Here is a 20,100-nt window from a genome sequence, read left to right as displayed (position 1 = left end):
CAAGATAAAGATTATTCGTTTTGGACAAAGTACAAACGCTTTGCCTCTACAGAAATTTTAATGTATTTAATAATGATTGTAGGAATAACCCTCGGTATTATTTTTTTAAGCTAAGTATCACTTTGTAATTATCTGCTGAGTTTACATCATTAATAAACTTAGAAAAATTTGAATAAGCCTGCGGCGGAAAAGTACCGTCATTAATAATAAATTTTCGATAATAGGTTAATTTCTTTCCATTTAAGGTTGTTTTACAAATATATTCGCCAAAAGGAGTTTTTATATTTTTATCGTTTTCAGGAAGCAAATCTGTTAAAATCTCTTCAGGAAGATTGTAAGTAATTGTGTCTTCTTCAACAAAGCCCCGATTGATGTAAACGGGTTGTATTCTGTTTCTTAATTCTGATATGCTACTTTTTACATTAAAAGCATTAAGTTGTAACAGCATTTTATGGTTATTAATTGATGCATAACTTCTTATATTTAATGTAATATTTTCATCAATTTCAGGATAAATACCTTTCTTTTGAACATAATCAACAGAGCTAAAATTAATGTTATCAACATTATAGATATTATTTAATAGTTTTTGCTGCTCGGCAAGAGGCTTGCCAATAATATCTTCATTAGTATTGTATTGTAATCCTGAAAAAACCGTTTTTATTTTACCATTTGCATCTCCGTTTGATAGAATTGTTAGTTCTGCATAACGAATTTGACGATTATCTTGACTTGATAATTTAGGCGTTCTTAATAATTTCCCACCTTCAGCTGTACAAGCAAGAACAATTCTATCATCAGTAAAATCACTTAAAAAACCAAAGGGTATTTTTTGACTTGTACATTCAAGCCAGGTGGTATCACCTTTTAATGGCATACACAAAATTACATGATTACCTTGTATCATACTGGCAAAACTAGGATCGAGGCTTATTTTTTCACTACCAGCCTGTACAACGCAATAATAAGATTCTATTCCGGCTACACTTAATAAACTTTGTGTGTAGTTTACTAGAGCTTTGCAATCTCCGTAACCAAGTCGATCTACTTCTGCTGCAGTTACAGGCTGAAACCCTCCGATACCAATTTGAACACTGATGTATCGGGTTTTATTTTGCATGTATTCATAAATCTTTTTTGCCTTGGCTTTGGCGGTAGTTTCATTTTTAACCAACTCTTTAATCGTTTCTATTGTTGAATGGCTTAGAGCAGAACGTCCTTTAAGTAAATCATCATAAACCCATTTACCCAATTGATTCCAATTTGTATAACTTCCCTTGTAATTGTAATAATCAAACTGTTTTGGTGCTATTTTAACATTTGTTTGGTAAGTTTCTGCATTCGGACTATAGGGTTCGGATTTTACAGCAAGTAAATTATTCACTTTCCAAAAAATTGTTTTTTGCTTATCATTTATAATTTCTTCGGGCTTACCGGTATAACTTTGAGTTTTAATTCTTAGCTCATCACCAGGTTTGCAAATAAATGTATAGGTACTTTTTTCTACAGATATGTCATCTGCAGTTTTCGGAACCCAATCGGGAATAATTAAATTTTGTTTGTATTTAATTTCATACGTATATACAACAGTGTAGGGGTAAGTGCTCTCGTTAGGAAGGTAATGCTTCACCCTACTATCTACAAAAAGCGAAAATCCATCTGCAGTGCTTTCATCTCTGAAATTACTTTGAGAAAATTTTTTGGTTAATATTCCAGATGCATTATAAACCTCTCCTTTAATACTTTTTATCGCTGTATTTCTATCATAAAACAACACTAACCTGGCATTATCTTCCCCATTTTTATTTAGTACGGTAATTGCTTGCTTAACAGAGCGTAAAACATTATCGGTAGAACGCATATCAACCATAGTTTCTTCATTTCTAATAACTGCATTTGCCCGATTTTTAAGCGTTGAAGGAATTAAATCCGAATCATAATTATCTTGTGTAAAGCCTGATAATGAAGATAAAAAGAATAAAATAAAACCAATTAATTTTACCATTACCTAATATTTTTTAATAATAAATTAATCTTTTGATTTTGTATAATTATGCTGTAAAATTCCTTTAGATATGGATATTCTTCTGGTTCATAAATAGCTTTATTAAATTGGAGAATTTGATTAAATGAGATTACATTATCTACCAAAGATGTTTTTAAAAGATATCTTCCGCCGGCATTTGGCAAGCCAATGGCTAAATCTTTAGGTTTCTCTGTCATTTCAAATTTACCGGGCAAAGCAATATTGATAATTATACGGTCCTCAAATGCCGATCCTAAATCAACAGGATAAGTTCTTACGTTTAAGTTGAAAGGGTTTTTTGTTATAGGATTTATAAAAAATGGATTGAAATAAACCTCGTCTTTCCCTGCATCTGCCATTTTTGAAAATTCTACTTCATAAATTTCTGTTAAACTGTTCTCCACGCTGTCAATATTTTTTATTTCATGTTTAAGTATCTGAATCTTTGGTAAACGTTCATCCAGTTTTTCTACATACTCATCAGGAGAATTATACCTTTTAATCTCTTTTCGCTTATTAAAAGCAGCGTATCCAGAACTGTGGGTCGTTATTGTGCCGGTTAATTTTCCATCTGTTTCCATTTTTGCATCAACAATATAACTTGTAATTGCTTTTTGAATCGCTGTTAAATCCATCCAATATGATGGTTTTTTAAGATTTATAACACGACCCTGATCATTTATGCATCTTAAAGGTAGTAAACCGAAAGGCAATAATGGTTCTGTGGCATCTAGAAGATAACTTTTATCACCAATGTTTACCTTGGCTACTATATAATTGAAATCGCTTATTATAGGATATAATTTATTTGCATTACCATTTTCGCGAGTGGAAAGAATTACAGCTTCGGCATCTAAATTTGCTGTTGAAAGTGCAGCAATTAAGCTTAAATTTACATCTGCTACGTTGCCGGAGCGTATATCCAAAGCTTTTTTAATGTTATCCTCACTACTAATACCATAAATATTATTCCATTTTATTTGTTTTTTAATGTAGTTGTAAACTGCTTTAGCCTTACTTAAATCGTCTGCTGCATCTTTTATTATAGAAGGAAGAATTTCTTTAAATAAATCTTTTCGCTTCATTTGCAAACCAAGTGATTTATCTGTTATAAGTTCATAATCAACATCTTTCCATGATTTGGTATAGCTTTGTTTACGTCCATCTGGCATTTGCCAATCAGATAATTCGAAGTAGATAGCAGATTTGTAATTACTTGCAGCCGTGATATAATCTTCCTCAACAAAAGAAGGAATATTTTTCATTACATACCATATTTTAGAACAATCAATCGGAACGCCATTAATGCGCATACATTCTTTAGTCAACTCGCTTTTATTTTCGCTTAATTTATAAAATCCGCGAAGGGAAACATTATAATTATAAATTGCTGGAATGTAAACCAAATATTCGCTGTAAACCTTAGGTATATTACCCTGAAATTCCCATGTTTTATAGTTAAAAAGCAGCGGAGATTCTAAACGATAGCTATATTCTATTATGGAGCCATCTTTAATATTTGGCAGTGTAAATTTCGTTAATACAGTATATCTTGCTTTATTTTCTGTAAAAATAGCTTTCTTATCCATAACGGATTCTACAAATCTGCCATTTTCAAAATTAAAGGTTGATGCCTTAATGTTATTTATAAATTCTTCTCTCGAACCGTTTTTATAAGTCGGGATAACAATATTTGCTTGCCTATAACCTTCCTTATTGTAGATTTTAATTTTAACTTGGTACTCAAAAATTAATTCTGTACCGCCTGTTACTTCACTTATTTGAATGCTTGATGTACCGAATTCTTTAAGTACAATTGCATTAGCATTACTATCCAGCTTATTTTTGTCAAAACTATAATCGTCGTGTGTTATTGCTCCAAAATTGAAGTTTTGAGCATAACTCGATAAGCCAACAAAACTAAGGGTTAGGAGCATGAAAATTTTATTCATTTGAGTTTGGTTAATTTACCGCAATTTAAATTTACCGCGCTGTATTCAAAAATAATTTCATAATTAAATTTTAAAATTTGCATATAGATTTTACAGAAGTAACCAATCCTTTTTAGCACTTTTGATTAAAGAAACATTCCGGATATGGGATTCAAAAATCTTATGTCTTAATCTCATATTAGTAAGTAATGAAATTAAATTTAAAACGTCCTTTAGCTTTTTTCGATTTAGAGGCAACAGGTATAAACGTTGGTGCAGATAGAATTGTAGAAATAGCAATTTTAAAAGCAATGCCAGATGGTTCAGAATTAATCAAAACATGGCGTGTTAATCCTCAAATGCCTATTCCATTACAAACATCCTTAATACATGGAATTTACGATGAAGATATTGTTAATGAGCCCACATTTAAAGAACTTGCTGCTGAAATAGCTGAGTTTTTAGGTGAAAGTGATTTGGCAGGATATAATTCTAATAAATTTGATATCCCGATGTTGCTCGAAGAATTTTTACGTGCCGAAGTAGATTTTGATATGAGCGGAAGAAAGTTTGTAGATGTTCAAAACATCTTCCACCAGATGGAACAACGGACTTTAAAAGCAGCTTATAAATTTTATTGTAATGATGATTTAGTTAATGCACATGCCGCTGAAGCTGATGTTATTGCAACTTATAAAGTGCTGCTCGGACAGCTTGATATGTATAAAGAAACCGAATTTGAAAGTAAACAGGGTGTAAAAAGCGTTCCAGTTGTAAATGATGTTGATGCATTACACATTTTTACAAATATTAATAAACCGGTAGATTTTGCCGGTAGATTGGTTTACAATGATAATGATGAAGTTTGTTTTAATTTTGGAAAGCATAAAGGCAAAACTACAGAACAAGTTTTTAGTGTAGAACCAAGTTATTATGCATGGATGAAGCAAGGCGATTTCCCGCTTTACACCAAGAAAAAACTGGATGAAGAATGGGCAAAATTTAACGTTAAAAAGAACGAAAATAAAGCACCAAAAGCACAAAATCCGACCCCCGCAAATAAACCGCATTATATTAAACCCCAATACAACAAACCAAAGCCAGAAGAAAAACCAGCAGAACCAATTAATACAGATATGTTGGAGCAGTTGAAAATGAAGTTTGGAAAGTAGATTTATGTTTTAATTTTTCCCCATCAATCGTTTAATGAAATCAATAAAAATTTTTAGTATTTTAATATTATCAGCATTTTATTTAAATGCTCAGGTTACGCTTCCGATTGCGCCGGTTTTTGAAAATACTTATCAAAAAGCCACAAGAAGTTTAGATGGTAAACCTGGAAAAAATTATTTTCAAAATCGCTCTGATTATAAGTTAAATGTTGATTTTAATCCAATTAGTAGATTATTAAAAGGAACTGTTGATGTGGTTTATACCAATAATAGTCCGGATACTTTAAAAGAAATTTGGTTTAAACTTTACCCAAATCTATATAAAAAAGGAACACCTCGAAAAGCAAAATTCGCTGAAGCAGATTTGGGCGAAGGTGTTGCAATTGAAAAACTTACAGCAAACGGGAAATTGATTTCAGATTTTAATGTTGATGGGACTAACATGACTGTTAAAGTTCCTTCCGTTATGCCTGGTAAAACCATTAAATTTGCAATAACCTACAACTACACTTTAAATAAGGGTTCGCACATGCGTACTGGTCAGGTGGATGAAGGTTCACATTTTGTTGCTTATTTCTTTCCAAGAATTGCGGTTTATGATGATGTTGATGGCTGGAATAAATATCCCTACACAGGTGCTGAAGAGTTTTATAATGATTTTGATAATTTTAATGCGGAAGTAACTGTTCCCGAAGGTTACGGCGTTTGGGCTACAGGCGATTTAAAAAATGCTTCTGATGTTTTTCAAAAGGAAATCGTATCTAGAATAGTTTCGGCAGAAAAAAACGACGCCGTAGTTGATGTAATTGCAGAAGCCGACTTGGCCGCTAAAAGAGTGACGCAAACTAAGCCCTTCAATACTTTTAAATTTGAGGCTAAAAACGTAACTGATTTCGTCTTTGCGTTAAGCGACCATTATCTATGGAAATCATCAAGTTTGGTTGTTGATCCATTAACAAAAAAACGCACTCGGGTTGATGCAGTTTTTAATCCGAAACATAAAGATTACTACGAAGTAATTGATTTTGCCCGTAAAACTGTGGAGGCCATGAGTTATAAATTTCCGAAATGGCCTTACCCTTATAACCATGAAACTGTTTTCGATGGTTTAGATCAAATGGAATATCCAATGATGGTTAATGATAACCCGGTTGATAAACGTGAGGATGCTATTACCCTAACCGACCATGAAATTTTTCATACCATGTTTCCTTTTTACATGGGTATTAATGAAACCAAATACGGTTGGATGGATGAAGGTTGGGCAACGATAGGTGAGTGGCTTATTTCGCCAATGATTGATTCTACAATTATTGATGAATATGGTGTTCAACCTACGGCCTCGAGTTCTGGTGGTAAAGATGATTCGCCTATTATGACATTAACGCCTGATTTAAAAGGTTCAGGATCATTTACAAATTCCTATCCTAAACCTGGTTTAGCTTATCTGTTTGTTAAAGATTACCTGGGTGATGATTTGTTTACCAAGGCGTTACATAATTATATTAAGAACTGGAATGGTAAACACCCTATGCCTTACGATTTCTTTAATAGCATGAATGAGGGCAGTGGAAAAGATTTAAATTGGTTTTGGAAACCCTGGTTTTTTGAAGGCGGGGTTGTAGATCTGGCCATAAAATCTGTAACGAAAACAAGTTTTGGCTATGCAATAGTGGTGGAAAATAAAGGCGTTAAAGCTTTACCTATTGATTTGCGATTGAGTTATGAAAACGGCTCTACAGAAAATAACCATAGCACAATTGGTGTTTGGGAAAAAGGAAACAACCAAACAACCATTGAAATTAAAACAACTAAAAAATTAAATAAGGTTGTGATGGGAAATCCTCATACGCCTGATAAAGTTAAATCTGATAATAGTTTTTCTGTGAATTAAATTTTTATCATTATCAGTTATGAAGTTTCTTTCTTATTATTTTGATTAATTTGTAATATTGAATTTAATTTTTTATGGTTTCAAAAAATCAATATTTCTTTTTAAACCTGTAAACTTTGTTCGTTTTACAGCTGAACCCTTAAAAACCTTTTTGAAAACCTCATCCGTAATTTCTGTTAGTTCTTTTGCATTTAGCTCAAGCAAACCATTGTCTGCCTTGAATGCATCTTCATTATGTGCTTTAGAAAATCTGTTCCACGGACAAACATCCTGACAAATATCGCATCCGAACATCCAATTATCCATTTTGTCTTTAAACTCAATTGGTATTTCGTTCTTAAGTTCGATAGTTAAATAAGATATACATTTGGAACCGTCAACAACCTGCGGCGAAATAATGGCATCGGTAGGGCAGGCATCTAAACATCGTGTACATGTGCCGCAGTGATCTTTATGAAAGGGACTATCATAATCCAACTCTAAATCGACAATCAATTCAGCAAGGAAAAAAAATGATCCATTTTGTTTACTTATCAGATTAGAGTTTTTTCCAATCCAGCCAATGCCCGAACGTTGCGCCCAGGCTCTGTCTAAAACAGGTGCAGAATCAACAAAAGCTCTTCCACCAACTTCTCCTATATTCTCTTCGATAAAAATTAAAAGCGCTTTAAGTTTTTCTTTTATAACGGAGTGATAATCTTGTCCGTAAGCATATTTTGAGATTTTTGGAGCTTCCGGGTCAGATTGTTTATCATCAGTATAGTAATTTAGCGAAAGTGATATAACCGATTTAGCACCATCTACCAGTAACCTTGGATCTAGTCTTTTATCGAAGTAGTTTTCCATATACTTCATTTCGCCATGATGGTTCAAATTTAACCACTGCTCTAATCGTGGCGCTTCGGTTTCTAAAAATTCTGCTTTTGAAATGCCGCATCCGATAAAGCCCAATCTTATGGCTTCATCTTTTATTAGCTGGCTATATTTTGAAGAATTGTTAAACATTAATATACAAAGATAGGGCTTAGGATTAAAACCTTTTGCTTTATTGCTTGTTGTTCTCTTGAAACTAAATTAATTAACCCAAACTTTTGAAATCTATTTAACAAAAGAAATCATAAAGTTTATTTAACGCGATAAAATTTTATATAATGGAAAATGTAGATCCAAAACATACCGAAAGCGGAGAAACTCCGAAACCTATAGAAAAAGATTACGAAAGTCATAAAGATAACCCCGGGCCAGCAAAACCCGCAGTTACAGAGAAAGATGTTAATGGAGCAGGTTCTGTATTAAAATGGATTTTGCCAATTGCGGTAATAATTGGCTTAATTGTTTGGTTTGCAATGAGAAAATAAATATAGTAGCTTTAGTGTAATTAGAAATGCCGGTTAGTGATGTGACCGGCATTTTTTGTTATATGAATTTTACTTAAGCAGTTTCGTTTGATATAAATCTGTTCTTCTGTCTTTCAAAATTTTTACCGTACCATAATGATGTAATTCATCCAGTAAATGTAAATCTACATCAACAACCAGAACCATTTCAGTATTTGGCGTTGCTTCTGCTTTTACGGCATTGGTAGGAAAGGCAAAATCTGATGGTGTAAAAACTGCCGATTGTGCAAACTGAATATCCATATTATTTACTTTAGGCAAATTGCCAACGCATCCTGCAATTGCAACATAGCATTCGTTTTCTATTGCCCTGGCCTGTGCGCAATGTCTTACCCTGGTATATCCATTTTGCGTATCTGTTAAAAATGGAACGAACAAAATTTGCATTCCTTGGTCTGCATAAATTCTGCTCAATTCAGGGAATTCAACATCATAGCAGATTAAAATACCTACTTTACCACAATCGGTATCAAAAACTTTCACTTTATCACCGCCAATCATACCATAGTATTTTTGCTCATTTGGCGTAATATGAATTTTTCGGTATTCATCAATTTTACCCGTTCTGTGGCATAAGTAAGTAACATTATAGAGTTTGTTTCCTTCTAATAAAGGCATGCTACCAGTAATAATATTCACATTGTAACTCAAGGCATATTCATGCATTCTATCTACAATTTCCTTAGTTTTTTCAGCAAGTTTACGCATCGCTTCAATCTCTGGTAAATGATTGTATGGCTGAAGCAGTGGTGTGTTAAACAATTCGGGAAATAGAATAAAATCTGATTTGTATCCACTTAATGCATCAACAAAAAATTCTACCTGCTCATAAAATGCATCCATATCTGGAAACAAACGCATTTCCCATTGTACTAAACCTAACCTAATGGTCATAGCTGAACGGGCAGAAGCATCAATACCTTGATAGTAAATATTATTCCATTCTATAAGGGTTGCATATTCTTTTGATTCTTTATCGCCTGGTAGATAATTTTTTAAAACTTTTCTAACGTGAAAATCATTAGAAATCTGGAAAGTTAAAGTTGGATCGTAAATTTCCTTAGCCTTAACTTTATCAATGTATTGCCTTGGTGTCAAGGTTTCTGAGTAAGTATGATAACCCGGAATTCGGCCACCTGCAATAATACTTTTTAAATTTAAACTTTCGCAAAGTTCTTTACGGGCTTCGTATAATCTTCTACCTAAACGTAAACCACGGAAATCGGGGTGAACAAAAATTTCTATCCCATATAAGGTATCTCCATTTGAGTCGTGCGTGGTAAAGGAGTAATCTCCAGTAATTAATTTGTAGGTATGCCTGTCGCCATATTCGTCGTATTGCACAATGATGGCTAAAGAACAGGCTACAACCTTTTCATCTACTGCGATGCAAAGCTGACCTTCCGGAAAAATATTTAAAAGTTTAGCGATGCTTGATTTTGGCCAAATAGAACCACCCATACTATCGTAAGCCTGGGTCATAGAATCTTTTAAATCGGCATAATCTTCGAGCGTTAACTTACGTAATTCAATATTCATAATTTGTTGGTTTTACACTTACCCAACGGATAAATGCATTTAATGTTTGTAAAAATAAAGTCTAAAATTTGATTAGAGGTTTTTGGAAATGAAAGCAACAAGTTCTTTTGTTAATACAGCCGGGCTGTTCGCTATATCTTTTTTGGCATTGTCATCCGGAGCTTGTCTAAGGAATATCAAAAAAGGATATCGCTACCATCCCGTTTAAAAACAAAGTTTCTGCAAAAGAAAAAGCTCAAATCTTACCTTAAAACAACTTTCCAGTTTGCCCTGGGTAGATTTTCTTTAAGTGTTTGTAAGCAGCTTCGGTTACTTCTCTTCCGCGAGAGGTTCTCATGATATACCCTTCCTGAATTAAGAATGGCTCATAAACCTCTTCAATGGTGCCTTCATCTTCGCCAACGGCGGTAGCAATGGTTTTTAATCCAACTGGTCCACCTTTAAACTTATCAATAATGGTCACTAAAATTTTATTATCCATTTCATCCAAACCATGCTCATCAACATTGAGTGCATTTAAAGCGTAACGGGCTATTTCTGTATCGATATTTCCATTGCCTTTAATTTGAGCAAAATCTCTCGTTCTACGAAGCAAGGCATTTGCAATACGAGGTGTTCCACGACTACGACGGGCAATTTCGTATGCACCTTCATCGTTAATAGGTGTTTTTAAAATATCTGATGAGCGCAGAACAATTGTAGTTAGAAGCTTGGCATCATAATATGCTAATCTGGCATTAATTCCAAAGCGGGCTCGCAGAGGTGCAGTAAGTAAACCCGAACGGGTAGTGGCACCAACCAGCGTAAAAGGATTTAAAGATATTTGTACCGAACGAGCATTTGGTCCGGTTTCTAACATAATATCAATTTTAAAATCCTCCATTGCCGAGTACAAATATTCTTCAACCAAAGGCGATAAACGATGAATCTCATCAATAAAAAGAATATCTCCGGTATCTAAACCAGTAAGTAAGCCTGCTAAATCTCCAGGTTTATCTAAAACAGGACCAGAGGTAACTTTTATACCTGCGCCCATTTCGTTGGCAATAATGTAAGATAAGGTTGTTTTTCCTAATCCTGGAGGGCCATGAAGCAAAACATGATCTAATGCTTCACCACGAAGTTTTGCTGCCTGAACAAAAATCCGTAGGTTTTCCATTACTTTTTCTTGTCCCGTAAAATCTTCAAAAGCTTGAGGCCGTAAAACCCTTTCAATATCTCTATCGGTAGGGGTTAGGTTGCTCGCTTCAGGGTCAAGATTTTCGTTCATACAGCAAATATAAAATTTAATGCTAAAAAAATTAGGATTTCTTAAATTTGTTGGCAACTATCAAATCTTTTGAACCTGATGTATATGTGTAAAAACCTTCGCCAGTTTTTGCACCTTTTTTGCCTGCAGCAACCATATTTACTAAAAGCGGACAAGGTGCATATTTAGGATTTCCAAACCCATCATGTAAAACTTTAAGAATAGCCAAACAAACATCCAGCCCAATAAAATCAGCTAATTGTAATGGCCCCATTGGGTGTGCCATGCCAAGTTTCATTACTGTATCAATTTCATAAACGCCTGCAACGCCTTCATAAAGTGTATAAATTGCTTCATTAATCATTGGCATTAAAATTCTGTTTGCTACAAAACCAGGGTAATCATTAACTTCAACTGGTGTTTTATGTAAACTTTCGGAAAGCGACATAATGGTTTTTGTTGTTTCGTCGCTGGTTTGATAGCCACGAATCACTTCAACTAATTTCATTACCGGAACAGGATTCATAAAATGCATACCGATTATTTTATCTCCTCGGTTTGTAACAGCTGCAATTTGAGTAATAGAAATTGAAGATGTGTTTGACGCTAAAATTGCATCTGCAGGGGCAAAGGAATCTAAATCTTTAAATATTTTAAGTTTTAAATCTAAATTTTCCGTTGCTGCTTCTACAACTAAATCGGCATGTTTTACGCCGGCTTCTACGGATGTTGAAGTGATTATATGCTTTAAAGTTTCTACTTTTTGCTCTTCTGTTAATGTGCCTTTTCCAATTTGCCTATCCAGATTTTTAGTTATGGTTTGTAAGGCTTTATCTAAAGCTTCCTGGTTAATATCAATTAAATTTACACTATAGCCGAACTGTGCAAAGGTATGTGCAATACCATTTCCCATTGTTCCTGAGCCTATAACAGATATATTCTTTATCATTTGGTTAGTTTTTTTGCTTTATAGTATTTTAAAGAGATATGTTTTGTTTGTAAAACTAGTTTTTTTAATAAAACTTCTTTAATGGGATTGTCCTTTTTTAATTAAAATCATTAAATCTATCTTGTAAAGAATAACGTTTATATATTATTAAATAATTATTTAAAGTTAAAAATTGTTAAATAAATTATGAATCATAGTCAATCTTTCACTTGTCAGCACATAATAATTTATTCACCGATAAACGGTATAAAAATTGTTATCTCATAAAGTCATCTTATTCATCAAGAAAAAAAAGCTTTTTAATCGCTTGGTATGTAAAATAAAATACTCGTCGAAAGTTTGAAAAACTAAAGACGTTTTTATAAAGACACTTCCTAGTAAATTTAGGTTAGTTAATGATTAGTTTAAAAAATAGAGATTTGGCCGGATGGCAGATCTCTATTTTAATTTGACCGCTTTTCTACGGGGCTAATCTGGTTTTTATCCAGTTTCCTTTTATTAACTCAAAATTAATTCTATCATGTAATCTGCTGTTGCGACCTTGCCAAAATTCAATTCTTGTTGGTTTAACAATATAACCACCCCAATGTGCAGGTTTTGCAATTGTTTTATTATCGCTTTTTGCTTTTAAATTTTCGAACTTTTCTTCTAAAAATCTCCTATCAGGAATAATTTGGCTTTGAGGTGATACTACAGCTCCAATCTGACTTGTAACGGGCCGAGTGATAAAATATTCTTCAGATGTTTCTTTATCAAGTTTCTCTACAATACCTTCAATCCTTACTTGTCGCTCTAAATCAGGCCAGAAAAAAACTAATGCTGCATAAGGATTTCTTTTTAGTTCTTTTCCTTTAGCACTTAAGTAATTAGTAAAAAATCTGAAACCATCTTCATCTACGCCTTTAAGCAAAACAATGCGGGCATCAGGTTTCCCTGCTTTATCTGCTGTTGCCAACGTCATTACATTTGGCTCGTAAACCTGCGCTTCGATGGCATGGTCAAACCATTTTTTAAATTGGGTAATCGGATTGTTATCTACGTCAGCTTCATCTAACGTTGCGCTTTTATAATCCTGGCGCAGGTTTTGTAGAAATTCATTTGTAACTTGCATAAACAAAAATAGGCATCTTTTACGGTGCTACAAATGATTATCATCATGCTTAACAATATAAAACCAAAAATAGGTAGATTACTTATCTCCGAGCCGTTTATGGCAGATCCTAATTTTAAAAGATCAGTAATCTTATTAACCGAACATGGTAATGATGGTTCTGTTGGTTATATATTAAATCAGGTTGGTAGTTTGCTTTTAAAAGATGTGATTCAGGATTTATGGGCTGCTGATAATCAAATTTACTTTGGCGGACCAGTTGCTGCAGATACGATACATTTTATCCACAGGTGTTATGATAAATTACAAAGCGGTGAAGAAATTGGAGATGGAATTTATTGGGGAGGAAATTTTGAAACGCTTAAAATTCTTATCAATACAAATGCTATTGATGAAAATGAAGTAAAGTTTTTTCTTGGTTACTCCGGTTGGGACGACGGACAATTAAATAAAGAAATTGAACAAAACGCTTGGATGGTGAGTGATATTTCTCACCCGGATATTATTTTCGGTAACGACGATGAAAAGCTGTGGAGAGATGTAATTGTAAACTTAGGTCCGAAGTATGCCCATATAAGTAATTTTCCTGTAGATCCAAGTTTGAACTAAGCTCAACATGGCATCTATATTTTGTTCATTTCTTCTGCACTTTCCTCAACTTTTCTTCTCAGTTCTTCTTTATAAGCCTGCATTTTTACTGTTAAAGATTCATCAGCAGTGGCTAAAATTTGTACAGCTAATAAACCTGCATTTTTAGCGGCATTTAAAGCTACTGTTGCAACAGGAATACCATTTGGCATTTGCAGAATAGATAAAATACTGTCCCAGCCATCAATAGAATTTGATGATTTAACAGGAACACCGATTACAGGAAGTGTTGTGATTGATGCAACCATACCAGGTAAATGAGCAGCACCACCGGCACCTGCAATAATTACTTTCAAACCTTTGCCTTGCGCTTCTTTAGCATAGTTGAACATACGTTCCGGCGTTCTGTGTGCGGAAACAACAGTAATTTCATAACTGATTCCAAATTCTCTTAATACATCAGCAGCATCTTGCATAACAGGCAAATCCGATTTGCTACCCATAATTATTCCTACTAATACAGACCCCTCCGTCCCTAAAAGGGAACTTGAATTTCCAACACTCATATATATTAATCTTTTATTTTATCTTTTAATTATGTTTTTCCTCTTTGCTTTTTAATTCCCCCTTCATGAGGCTAGGGGGCTAAGCAATTACTTTTAAGGTTTTTTGCACAAATCTGGCTTTTTCAATCGCCTTCTCTCTGTCGATATCAACAATGGTTACATGACCCATTTTACGAAAAGGTTTTGTATATTTCTTTCCATATAGATGAACAAATACACCATCAATAGCTAAAATTTTCTCTAGGTTTTCATATTTTGCAACACCTTCAGAGCCTTTTTCACCAAGTAAATTTATCATAATAGCATTGGTAATACTTGTAGTATCGCCAAGTGGTAAATTGTAAATTGAACGTAAATGTTGTTCAAATTGAGAAACGTAATTTCCTTCTATAGTTTGATGACCACTATTATGCGGACGTGGAGCAACTTCATTTACTAATAATTCTCCATCGCTGCATACAAACATCTCCACGGCAAGAATGCCAGTGATATTCATTGATGATGCAATGTTCTTGGCGATATTTTCTGCTTTTTGTTGTAAACTTTCTGCATAAGTAGATGGAGAAATCAAAAACTCAACTAAGTTTGCTTCTGGATTAAACTCCATTTCAACCATTGGGAAAGTTTTCATATCACCTTTTGAGTTACGAGCAACAATTACAGCAACTTCTTTTTCAAAATCTACTAACTTCTCAATAATACAAGGGGCATCAAAAGCTTTATTCAAATCTGCAACACTGTTAATTCTCATTACACCTTTGCCGTCGTAACCATCTTTTCTTAATTTCAAAATATATGGAAATGGAATATGACTATTTTCCATATCCTCTTTTGTATTTACAATTTGGAAAGGAGAAGTAGGAATATCATTTTCTTTGAAAAACTGTTTTTGAACGCCTTTATCTTGTATTAATCGAATAACTCTCGATTGAGGAAAAACTTGTTTCCCCTCTTTCTCTAACTGCTCAAGGGCATCAATATTTACCTTTTCTATCTCAATGGTAATAATATCTGCCTTCTTGCCGAAATTATATACGGTATCAAAATCTGTAATTGAACCATTTTCAAAGTAATTTGCAATGTTTTTACAAGGTGCATCAGGGTCAGGATCTAACACTAAAGAGGTAACATTATAATTTATTGCTTGCTGGATGAGCATCCTGCCTAATTGTCCGCCACCTAAAATACCCAATTTTAATTCGCTAATCTGTTTTGCCATGCGCTTGAAAATAATGCTACTTTTGCACAAAAGTAACCATAATAAATTTTATTGATGAATGCTGATGCAATAATTATTGGTGCAGGAGCTTGCGGATTAATGTGTGCGGTACAGGCTGGCTATTTGGGTAAAAAAGTAATTGTTCTCGAAAAGAATGAAAAACCGGGTGCTAAAATTTTAATTTCTGGTGGCGGTCGTTGCAATTATACAAATCAATTTGCATCTGATGAGCAATTTATCTCTGCCAACCCACACTTTATCAAATCGGCTTTTAGTCAGTGGACAGTGGATGATACTGTCAGTTTTTTTGAAACCTACGGTATTCATGGTAAGGAAAAAACATTAGGTCAATTGTTTCCTGATGATAAAAATGCAAAAGATGTTGTCCAGGTTTTTACTTCAATTTGTGAAGATTTTGGACAGGAAATTAGATGTGATGCCGATGTTAAGGATATCGAAATTCTATCTGATGGTTTTCAGGTCACTTATGAAAAGAAGGGCAAAAAAATTACTATAACATCTGGAAAGTTGGTTATCGCCACGGGTGGGTTACCAATTCCAAAAATGGGATCAACAGATTTTGCTTTGCGTTTCGCTCGTAAACATAGTTTGAAAATAGTAGAGACAGCACCTGCTTTGGTTCCATTAACCATTACCGGAAAAGATGAGGAATGGTTTGCTCAGCTATCCGGCAATTCGGTTTTGTGCGAAGTAAGCAACGATACTATTTCTTTTGAAGAGAATATTTTATTTACCCATTGGGGTTTAAGTGGTCCTGCAATATTGCAAATTTCTTCATTCTGGCGAAGAGGAGAATTGGTTAATATAAATCTGTTACCGCATCATAATATTATTTCTTTATTGAACGAGGAGCGAATGTTAAATGGAAAAACACTTTTATCAACTTTGCTAAATCGCTTTTACACCAAAAAGTTTACTGATGCATTGGGTAAATTTTTACCTTTAACTAAACCTGTTGCTGCTTTAACCAATTCAGAAATCCAATTAATCGAACAAACGATTCATGAATTTAAAGTTAAACCAGCCGGCGATAAAGGTTATGATAAAGCCGAAGTAATGCGTGGCGGAATTGATACTAATGAAATTTCTTCTAAAACTTTGGAGTGTAAAAAAATACCGGGCTTGTTTTTTGGTGGTGAATGTTTAGATGTTACGGGCTGGTTAGGCGGTTATAATTTTCAATGGGCCTGGGCAAGCGGTTTTGTAATAGCGCAGAATATGTAATTAATCTTTAGCGCACTCGTAATAAACACTTTATCATTACAAATAAACATTCGGCATTATTTCCCAAGCCCAAGGTTTTTTAAAGGTTTTAAAAGTTCTTAATTGAGAGAAGTACAAAACTTCACTACTTTTCTGATTAGCAATATCTCGTTTGTGTAAGTTGCCAACTGTGGTAAATAGTTCTCGGGTTTTAAAATCGTAAACCCTTTCGGTCATGTCGCCTGTATTTTGGTTGAAATAAAGATTTATGGCACTCGTTAAAAACCAATCTTTGTTCTCAAATTTAAAAGTGTAGCCCATTTCCCAGCGCCATTCTGCTCCACCTTGAAACCTTAAATACAATTGCTGGTCTTTAATGCCGATTTGATTAAGTGGGTCGCCAAGTTTTCCACCCTCTTGAGCACGTAAAATAAAATCGTTGTTTTGCATAGATAAAAGATAGTTTTCTGTCAATTTATCTTTAAAAAAGATAGCTAGAATTCTTGGTTTTTGGGTTTCCTTGATGATTTCAGTGTTATTGTCGCCATAAGTTCTGGTTTCGTCTGTAATTTTATTTGATTCAAAAATTACTGCTAAATCTTCGGTTCCATCATTGTTTAAATCACCATTCGCAGTTTCAATTACCGTCCAATTAATAGGGGTAAGCTGTTCAACAGAAATACCTTGTATTTTTACTTTGGGGAATAAAAATGGTTTTTGAGCAAAGGTGAATTGTGTAAAGAGCATCAGAAAAAAGAGATTCAAAGCTTTCATGCAGGTAGATAAGGTGTTGATGTGTATCTAAAACGTTTTGATTAGAGATTTAGTTTAATGTATTTACTCTGGGTCATCTTATCAACTGGAAAGTAATATAATGAAGAATTTTTGAATGATGCTATCTAATTAAAAAGATTTCTCGGCTGCGATCGAAATAACGAGAGTAATGAACATATTAAAAACGACTAATCTTCCGAAATTCCTTTACTTTTGCAAAAAAAACAATTTCATTTGAAAACCGAAATCTTTGCCATTACGCCACCATTTACTCAACTGAATACGCCATATCCGGCAACGGCGTATATAAAAGGTTTTTTGAACACTAAAAATATCTCTTCCACACAAGCAGATTTAGGTATTGAAGTCATTTTGGAATTATTTTCAAAAAAAGGTTTAAATAATTTATTCTACCAAACTGAGCATAGTCAATGTGTAAATGAGCAAAAACCATTAAACGATAATGCAAAGCGAATTCTGGCTTTAAAAGATGAATACTTAAAAACAATTGATTCGGTTATTTCTTTTCTACAAGGTAAAAACCCAACGTTGGCTTTGCAAATTTGTGGCGATGATTTTCTTCCTCAGGCTTCTCGCTTTGCACAATTGGAGGAATTGGATTGGGCTTTTGGCGCAATGGGAACACAAGACAAAGCCAAACATTTAGCCACACTTTACCTTGAAGATATTTCAGATTATATAGTTGAATGTGTAGATGAAAACTTTGGTTTTAGTCGATATGCGGAACGTTTAGGCAGAAGTGCTAACTCCTTTGATGAATTGTACGAGGCTTTAAATCAAGCGCCAACCTACATTGATAACATCCTGATTTCTATTTTAAAAGATAAAGTAGAAAATATACATCCTAAACTGTTCCTGATTTCCGTTCCTTTCCCTGGGAATTTGTACAGTGCTTTTCGCTGTGCACAATGGGTAAAAGCCAATCATCCTGAAATTAAAATTTCTATGGGTGGAGGTTTTCCAAATACTGAATTGCGTTCACTTTCTGAAAAACGTGTTTTTGAATTTTTCGATTTCATCACCCTGGATGATGGCGAATTGCCAATTGAATTGTTAATTCAGAACATTAGTGGGGCAGTTCCAGCTGAAATACAAATGTATAAACGTACATTTTTGCTAGAAAATGATAAAGTTGTTTATAAAAATGATTCTTTCAGAAAAGATTATAAACAAGCTGATGTGGGAACACCTGATTATGCTGGTTTACTATTAGATAAATACATTTCAGTAATTGAAATTGTAAACCCAATGCACCGGATGTGGAGTGATGGGCGTTGGAATAAACTAACAATGGCGCATGGCTGTTACTGGGGAAAATGTACTTTTTGCGATATTTCTTTGGATTATATAAAAGTTTATGAACCCGTTCAGGCCAAACAGATTGTAGATAGAATTGAAGATCTATATGCCAAAACTGGTCAAAATGGTTTTCACTTTGTAGATGAGGCTGCTCCACCAGCTTTAATGCGAGAGGTTGCATTGGAAATTATTCGCAGAAAATTAGCCGTAACCTGGTGGACCAATATTCGTTTTGAAAAGAGCTTTACTGCCGATTTATGTTTGTTGTTAAAAGCATCGGGCTGTATTGCTGTTTCTGGCGGTTTAGAAGTTGCATCCGATAGGTTATTAAAACTGATTGATAAGGGCGTTACGGTAGAACAAGTAGCAAAAGTTACAAGAAATTTTACTGCTGCCGGAGTTATGGTTCACGCTTATTTAATGTATGGTTACCCAACGCAAACCATTCAGGAAACTATTGATAGCCTTGAAATGGTTCGTCAGTTGTTCGAGGCCGGTGTTTTGCAATCTGGTTTCTGGCATCAATTTGCTATGACTGCCCATAGTCCGGTTGGGATGTATCCTGAAAGGTTTGGGGTAGTTAAGGAAACGGAAGCAATCGGAAGTTTTGCCAATAACGACATCAATTATATAGACAAAACTGGAATAGACCATAATCAATTTAGCTTTGGATTAAAGAAATCGCTTTTTAATTTTATGCATGGAATTTGTTTTGATTACGGGCTGCAAGACTGGTTCGATTTTAAAATTCCGAGGACTAAAATTCCATCCGATTTTATTGAGCAGGCTTTAAATGACAATGATAGTTTCAATACCAAACCAACAGCAAAAGTGGTTTGGATAGGCGGAAAGCCATCAGCTGAATATTTTACAAAATCGAAAAAAGGAAATACCTGGGAAACGGCCTCAATAACATTTCACGATAAACGAGAAACTTTTACCATTCAAACCAATAAAAGTGAGGGCGAATGGTTGGTTTCTATTTTAGATAAAATCCATGTCTCAAATGAAAAGGTTTATACTTTTGCTGAAGTAAAATCTGATTTTGAAATAGATATGGAAAACTTTGAATTATTCTGGTATTCAAAGCCTATTAATACGTTGAGAGAATTTGGATTGCTGGTATTGTAATAAAGCAACC

At 34.0% G+C, this 20,100-nt stretch carries 16 protein-coding genes; 6 read left to right on the top strand and 10 right to left on the bottom strand.

Translation table 11 applies throughout. From position 1 onward, the window contains the following. Positions 1-97 precede the first annotated feature (97 nt). Positions 98-2,005, bottom strand: a complete 1,908-nt coding sequence (locus tag IEV50_RS11080) for a DUF3857 domain-containing protein (RefSeq protein ID WP_188414139.1) — start codon at positions 2,003-2,005, stop codon at positions 98-100. Further along, positions 2,005-3,978, bottom strand: coding sequence for a DUF3858 domain-containing protein (locus IEV50_RS11075; RefSeq protein ID WP_188414137.1), 1,974 nt, complete (start codon positions 3,976-3,978; stop codon positions 2,005-2,007). The genes IEV50_RS11080 and IEV50_RS11075 overlap by 1 nt, the downstream gene beginning before the upstream one ends. Before the next feature lie 188 nt (positions 3,979-4,166). On the opposite strand from IEV50_RS11075, the gene IEV50_RS11070 reads away from it, so the two are divergent. Both IEV50_RS11070 and IEV50_RS11065 read left to right on the top strand, forming a co-directional pair. After that, on the top strand, positions 4,167-5,129 hold the full coding sequence (locus IEV50_RS11070) for a 3'-5' exonuclease (RefSeq protein ID WP_188414135.1): 963 nt from the start codon (positions 4,167-4,169) through the stop codon (positions 5,127-5,129). 34 nt (positions 5,130-5,163) lie between these two features. Then, positions 5,164-7,023 carry a M1 family metallopeptidase gene (locus IEV50_RS11065; protein WP_188414133.1) on the top strand — a complete coding sequence of 620 codons (1,860 nt, stop codon included), beginning with the start codon at positions 5,164-5,166 and terminating at the stop codon, positions 7,021-7,023. Between the two features lie 72 nt (positions 7,024-7,095). On the opposite strand, the gene queG is transcribed toward IEV50_RS11065, so the two are convergent. After that, positions 7,096-8,028 (bottom strand): tRNA epoxyqueuosine(34) reductase QueG, encoded by a 933-nt coding sequence (queG, locus tag IEV50_RS11060; protein ID WP_188414131.1) that lies wholly within the window; start codon positions 8,026-8,028, stop codon positions 7,096-7,098. 146 nt (positions 8,029-8,174) lie between these two features. On the opposite strand from queG, the gene IEV50_RS11055 reads away from it, so the two are divergent. Continuing rightward, positions 8,175-8,381 carry a hypothetical protein gene (locus IEV50_RS11055; RefSeq protein WP_188414130.1) on the top strand — a complete coding sequence of 69 codons (207 nt, stop codon included), beginning with the start codon at positions 8,175-8,177 and terminating at the stop codon, positions 8,379-8,381. 69 nt (positions 8,382-8,450) lie between these two features. On the opposite strand, the gene IEV50_RS11050 is transcribed toward IEV50_RS11055, so the two are convergent. The 4 genes from IEV50_RS11050 to pdxH form a co-directional block, all read right to left on the bottom strand. Further along, on the bottom strand, positions 8,451-9,959 hold the full coding sequence (locus tag IEV50_RS11050) for a carbon-nitrogen hydrolase family protein (RefSeq protein ID WP_188414127.1): 1,509 nt from the start codon (positions 9,957-9,959) through the stop codon (positions 8,451-8,453). Between the two features lie 247 nt (positions 9,960-10,206). Further along, positions 10,207-11,229, bottom strand: coding sequence for a Holliday junction branch migration DNA helicase RuvB (gene ruvB, locus IEV50_RS11045; RefSeq protein ID WP_123206201.1), 1,023 nt, complete (start codon positions 11,227-11,229; stop codon positions 10,207-10,209). Between the two features lie 31 nt (positions 11,230-11,260). Beyond that, positions 11,261-12,157 carry a 3-hydroxybutyryl-CoA dehydrogenase gene (locus IEV50_RS11040; protein WP_229746703.1) on the bottom strand — a complete coding sequence of 299 codons (897 nt, stop codon included), beginning with the start codon at positions 12,155-12,157 and terminating at the stop codon, positions 11,261-11,263. 460 nt (positions 12,158-12,617) lie between these two features. After that, positions 12,618-13,268, bottom strand: coding sequence for a pyridoxamine 5'-phosphate oxidase (pdxH, locus tag IEV50_RS11035; RefSeq protein ID WP_188414125.1), 651 nt, complete (start codon positions 13,266-13,268; stop codon positions 12,618-12,620). 45 nt (positions 13,269-13,313) lie between these two features. On the opposite strand from pdxH, the gene IEV50_RS11030 reads away from it, so the two are divergent. Next, entirely contained in the window at positions 13,314-13,877 is a 564-nt protein-coding gene (locus tag IEV50_RS11030) for a YqgE/AlgH family protein (protein WP_188414123.1), read from the top strand. Positions 13,878-13,891: 14 nt separating this feature from the next. Here the strand turns inward: IEV50_RS11030 and purE are convergent, their stop codons facing one another. Together purE and IEV50_RS11020 are read right to left on the bottom strand one after the other, a co-directional pair. Continuing rightward, a complete protein-coding gene (purE, locus tag IEV50_RS11025; RefSeq protein WP_188414121.1) occupies positions 13,892-14,422 on the bottom strand; it encodes a 5-(carboxyamino)imidazole ribonucleotide mutase in 531 nt (176 codons plus the stop codon). Between the two features lie 79 nt (positions 14,423-14,501). Then, positions 14,502-15,641 (bottom strand): 5-(carboxyamino)imidazole ribonucleotide synthase, encoded by a 1,140-nt coding sequence (locus tag IEV50_RS11020; RefSeq protein WP_188414119.1) that lies wholly within the window; start codon positions 15,639-15,641, stop codon positions 14,502-14,504. Positions 15,642-15,695: 54 nt separating this feature from the next. Here IEV50_RS11020 and IEV50_RS11015 point away from each other — a divergent pair, with 54 nt between their 5' ends. Continuing rightward, positions 15,696-16,886 carry a BaiN/RdsA family NAD(P)/FAD-dependent oxidoreductase gene (locus IEV50_RS11015; RefSeq protein ID WP_188414117.1) on the top strand — a complete coding sequence of 397 codons (1,191 nt, stop codon included), beginning with the start codon at positions 15,696-15,698 and terminating at the stop codon, positions 16,884-16,886. 36 nt (positions 16,887-16,922) lie between these two features. On the opposite strand, the gene IEV50_RS11010 is transcribed toward IEV50_RS11015, so the two are convergent. Further along, entirely contained in the window at positions 16,923-17,639 is a 717-nt protein-coding gene (locus IEV50_RS11010) for a hypothetical protein (protein ID WP_188414115.1), read from the bottom strand. Between the two features lie 234 nt (positions 17,640-17,873). Between IEV50_RS11010 and IEV50_RS11005 the strand changes: the two genes are divergently transcribed. Continuing rightward, a complete protein-coding gene (locus tag IEV50_RS11005; protein ID WP_188414113.1) occupies positions 17,874-20,090 on the top strand; it encodes a B12-binding domain-containing radical SAM protein in 2,217 nt (738 codons plus the stop codon). Positions 20,091-20,100: the final 10 nt, after the last annotated feature.

Origin of the sequence: Pedobacter mendelii (assembly GCF_014635725.1) — a bacterium.
Lineage (GTDB): Bacteria > Bacteroidota > Bacteroidia > Sphingobacteriales > Sphingobacteriaceae > Pedobacter > Pedobacter mendelii.
The sequence above is the reverse complement of the archived record's forward strand: the minus strand, read 5'-3'. Positions and strand labels throughout refer to the sequence as shown.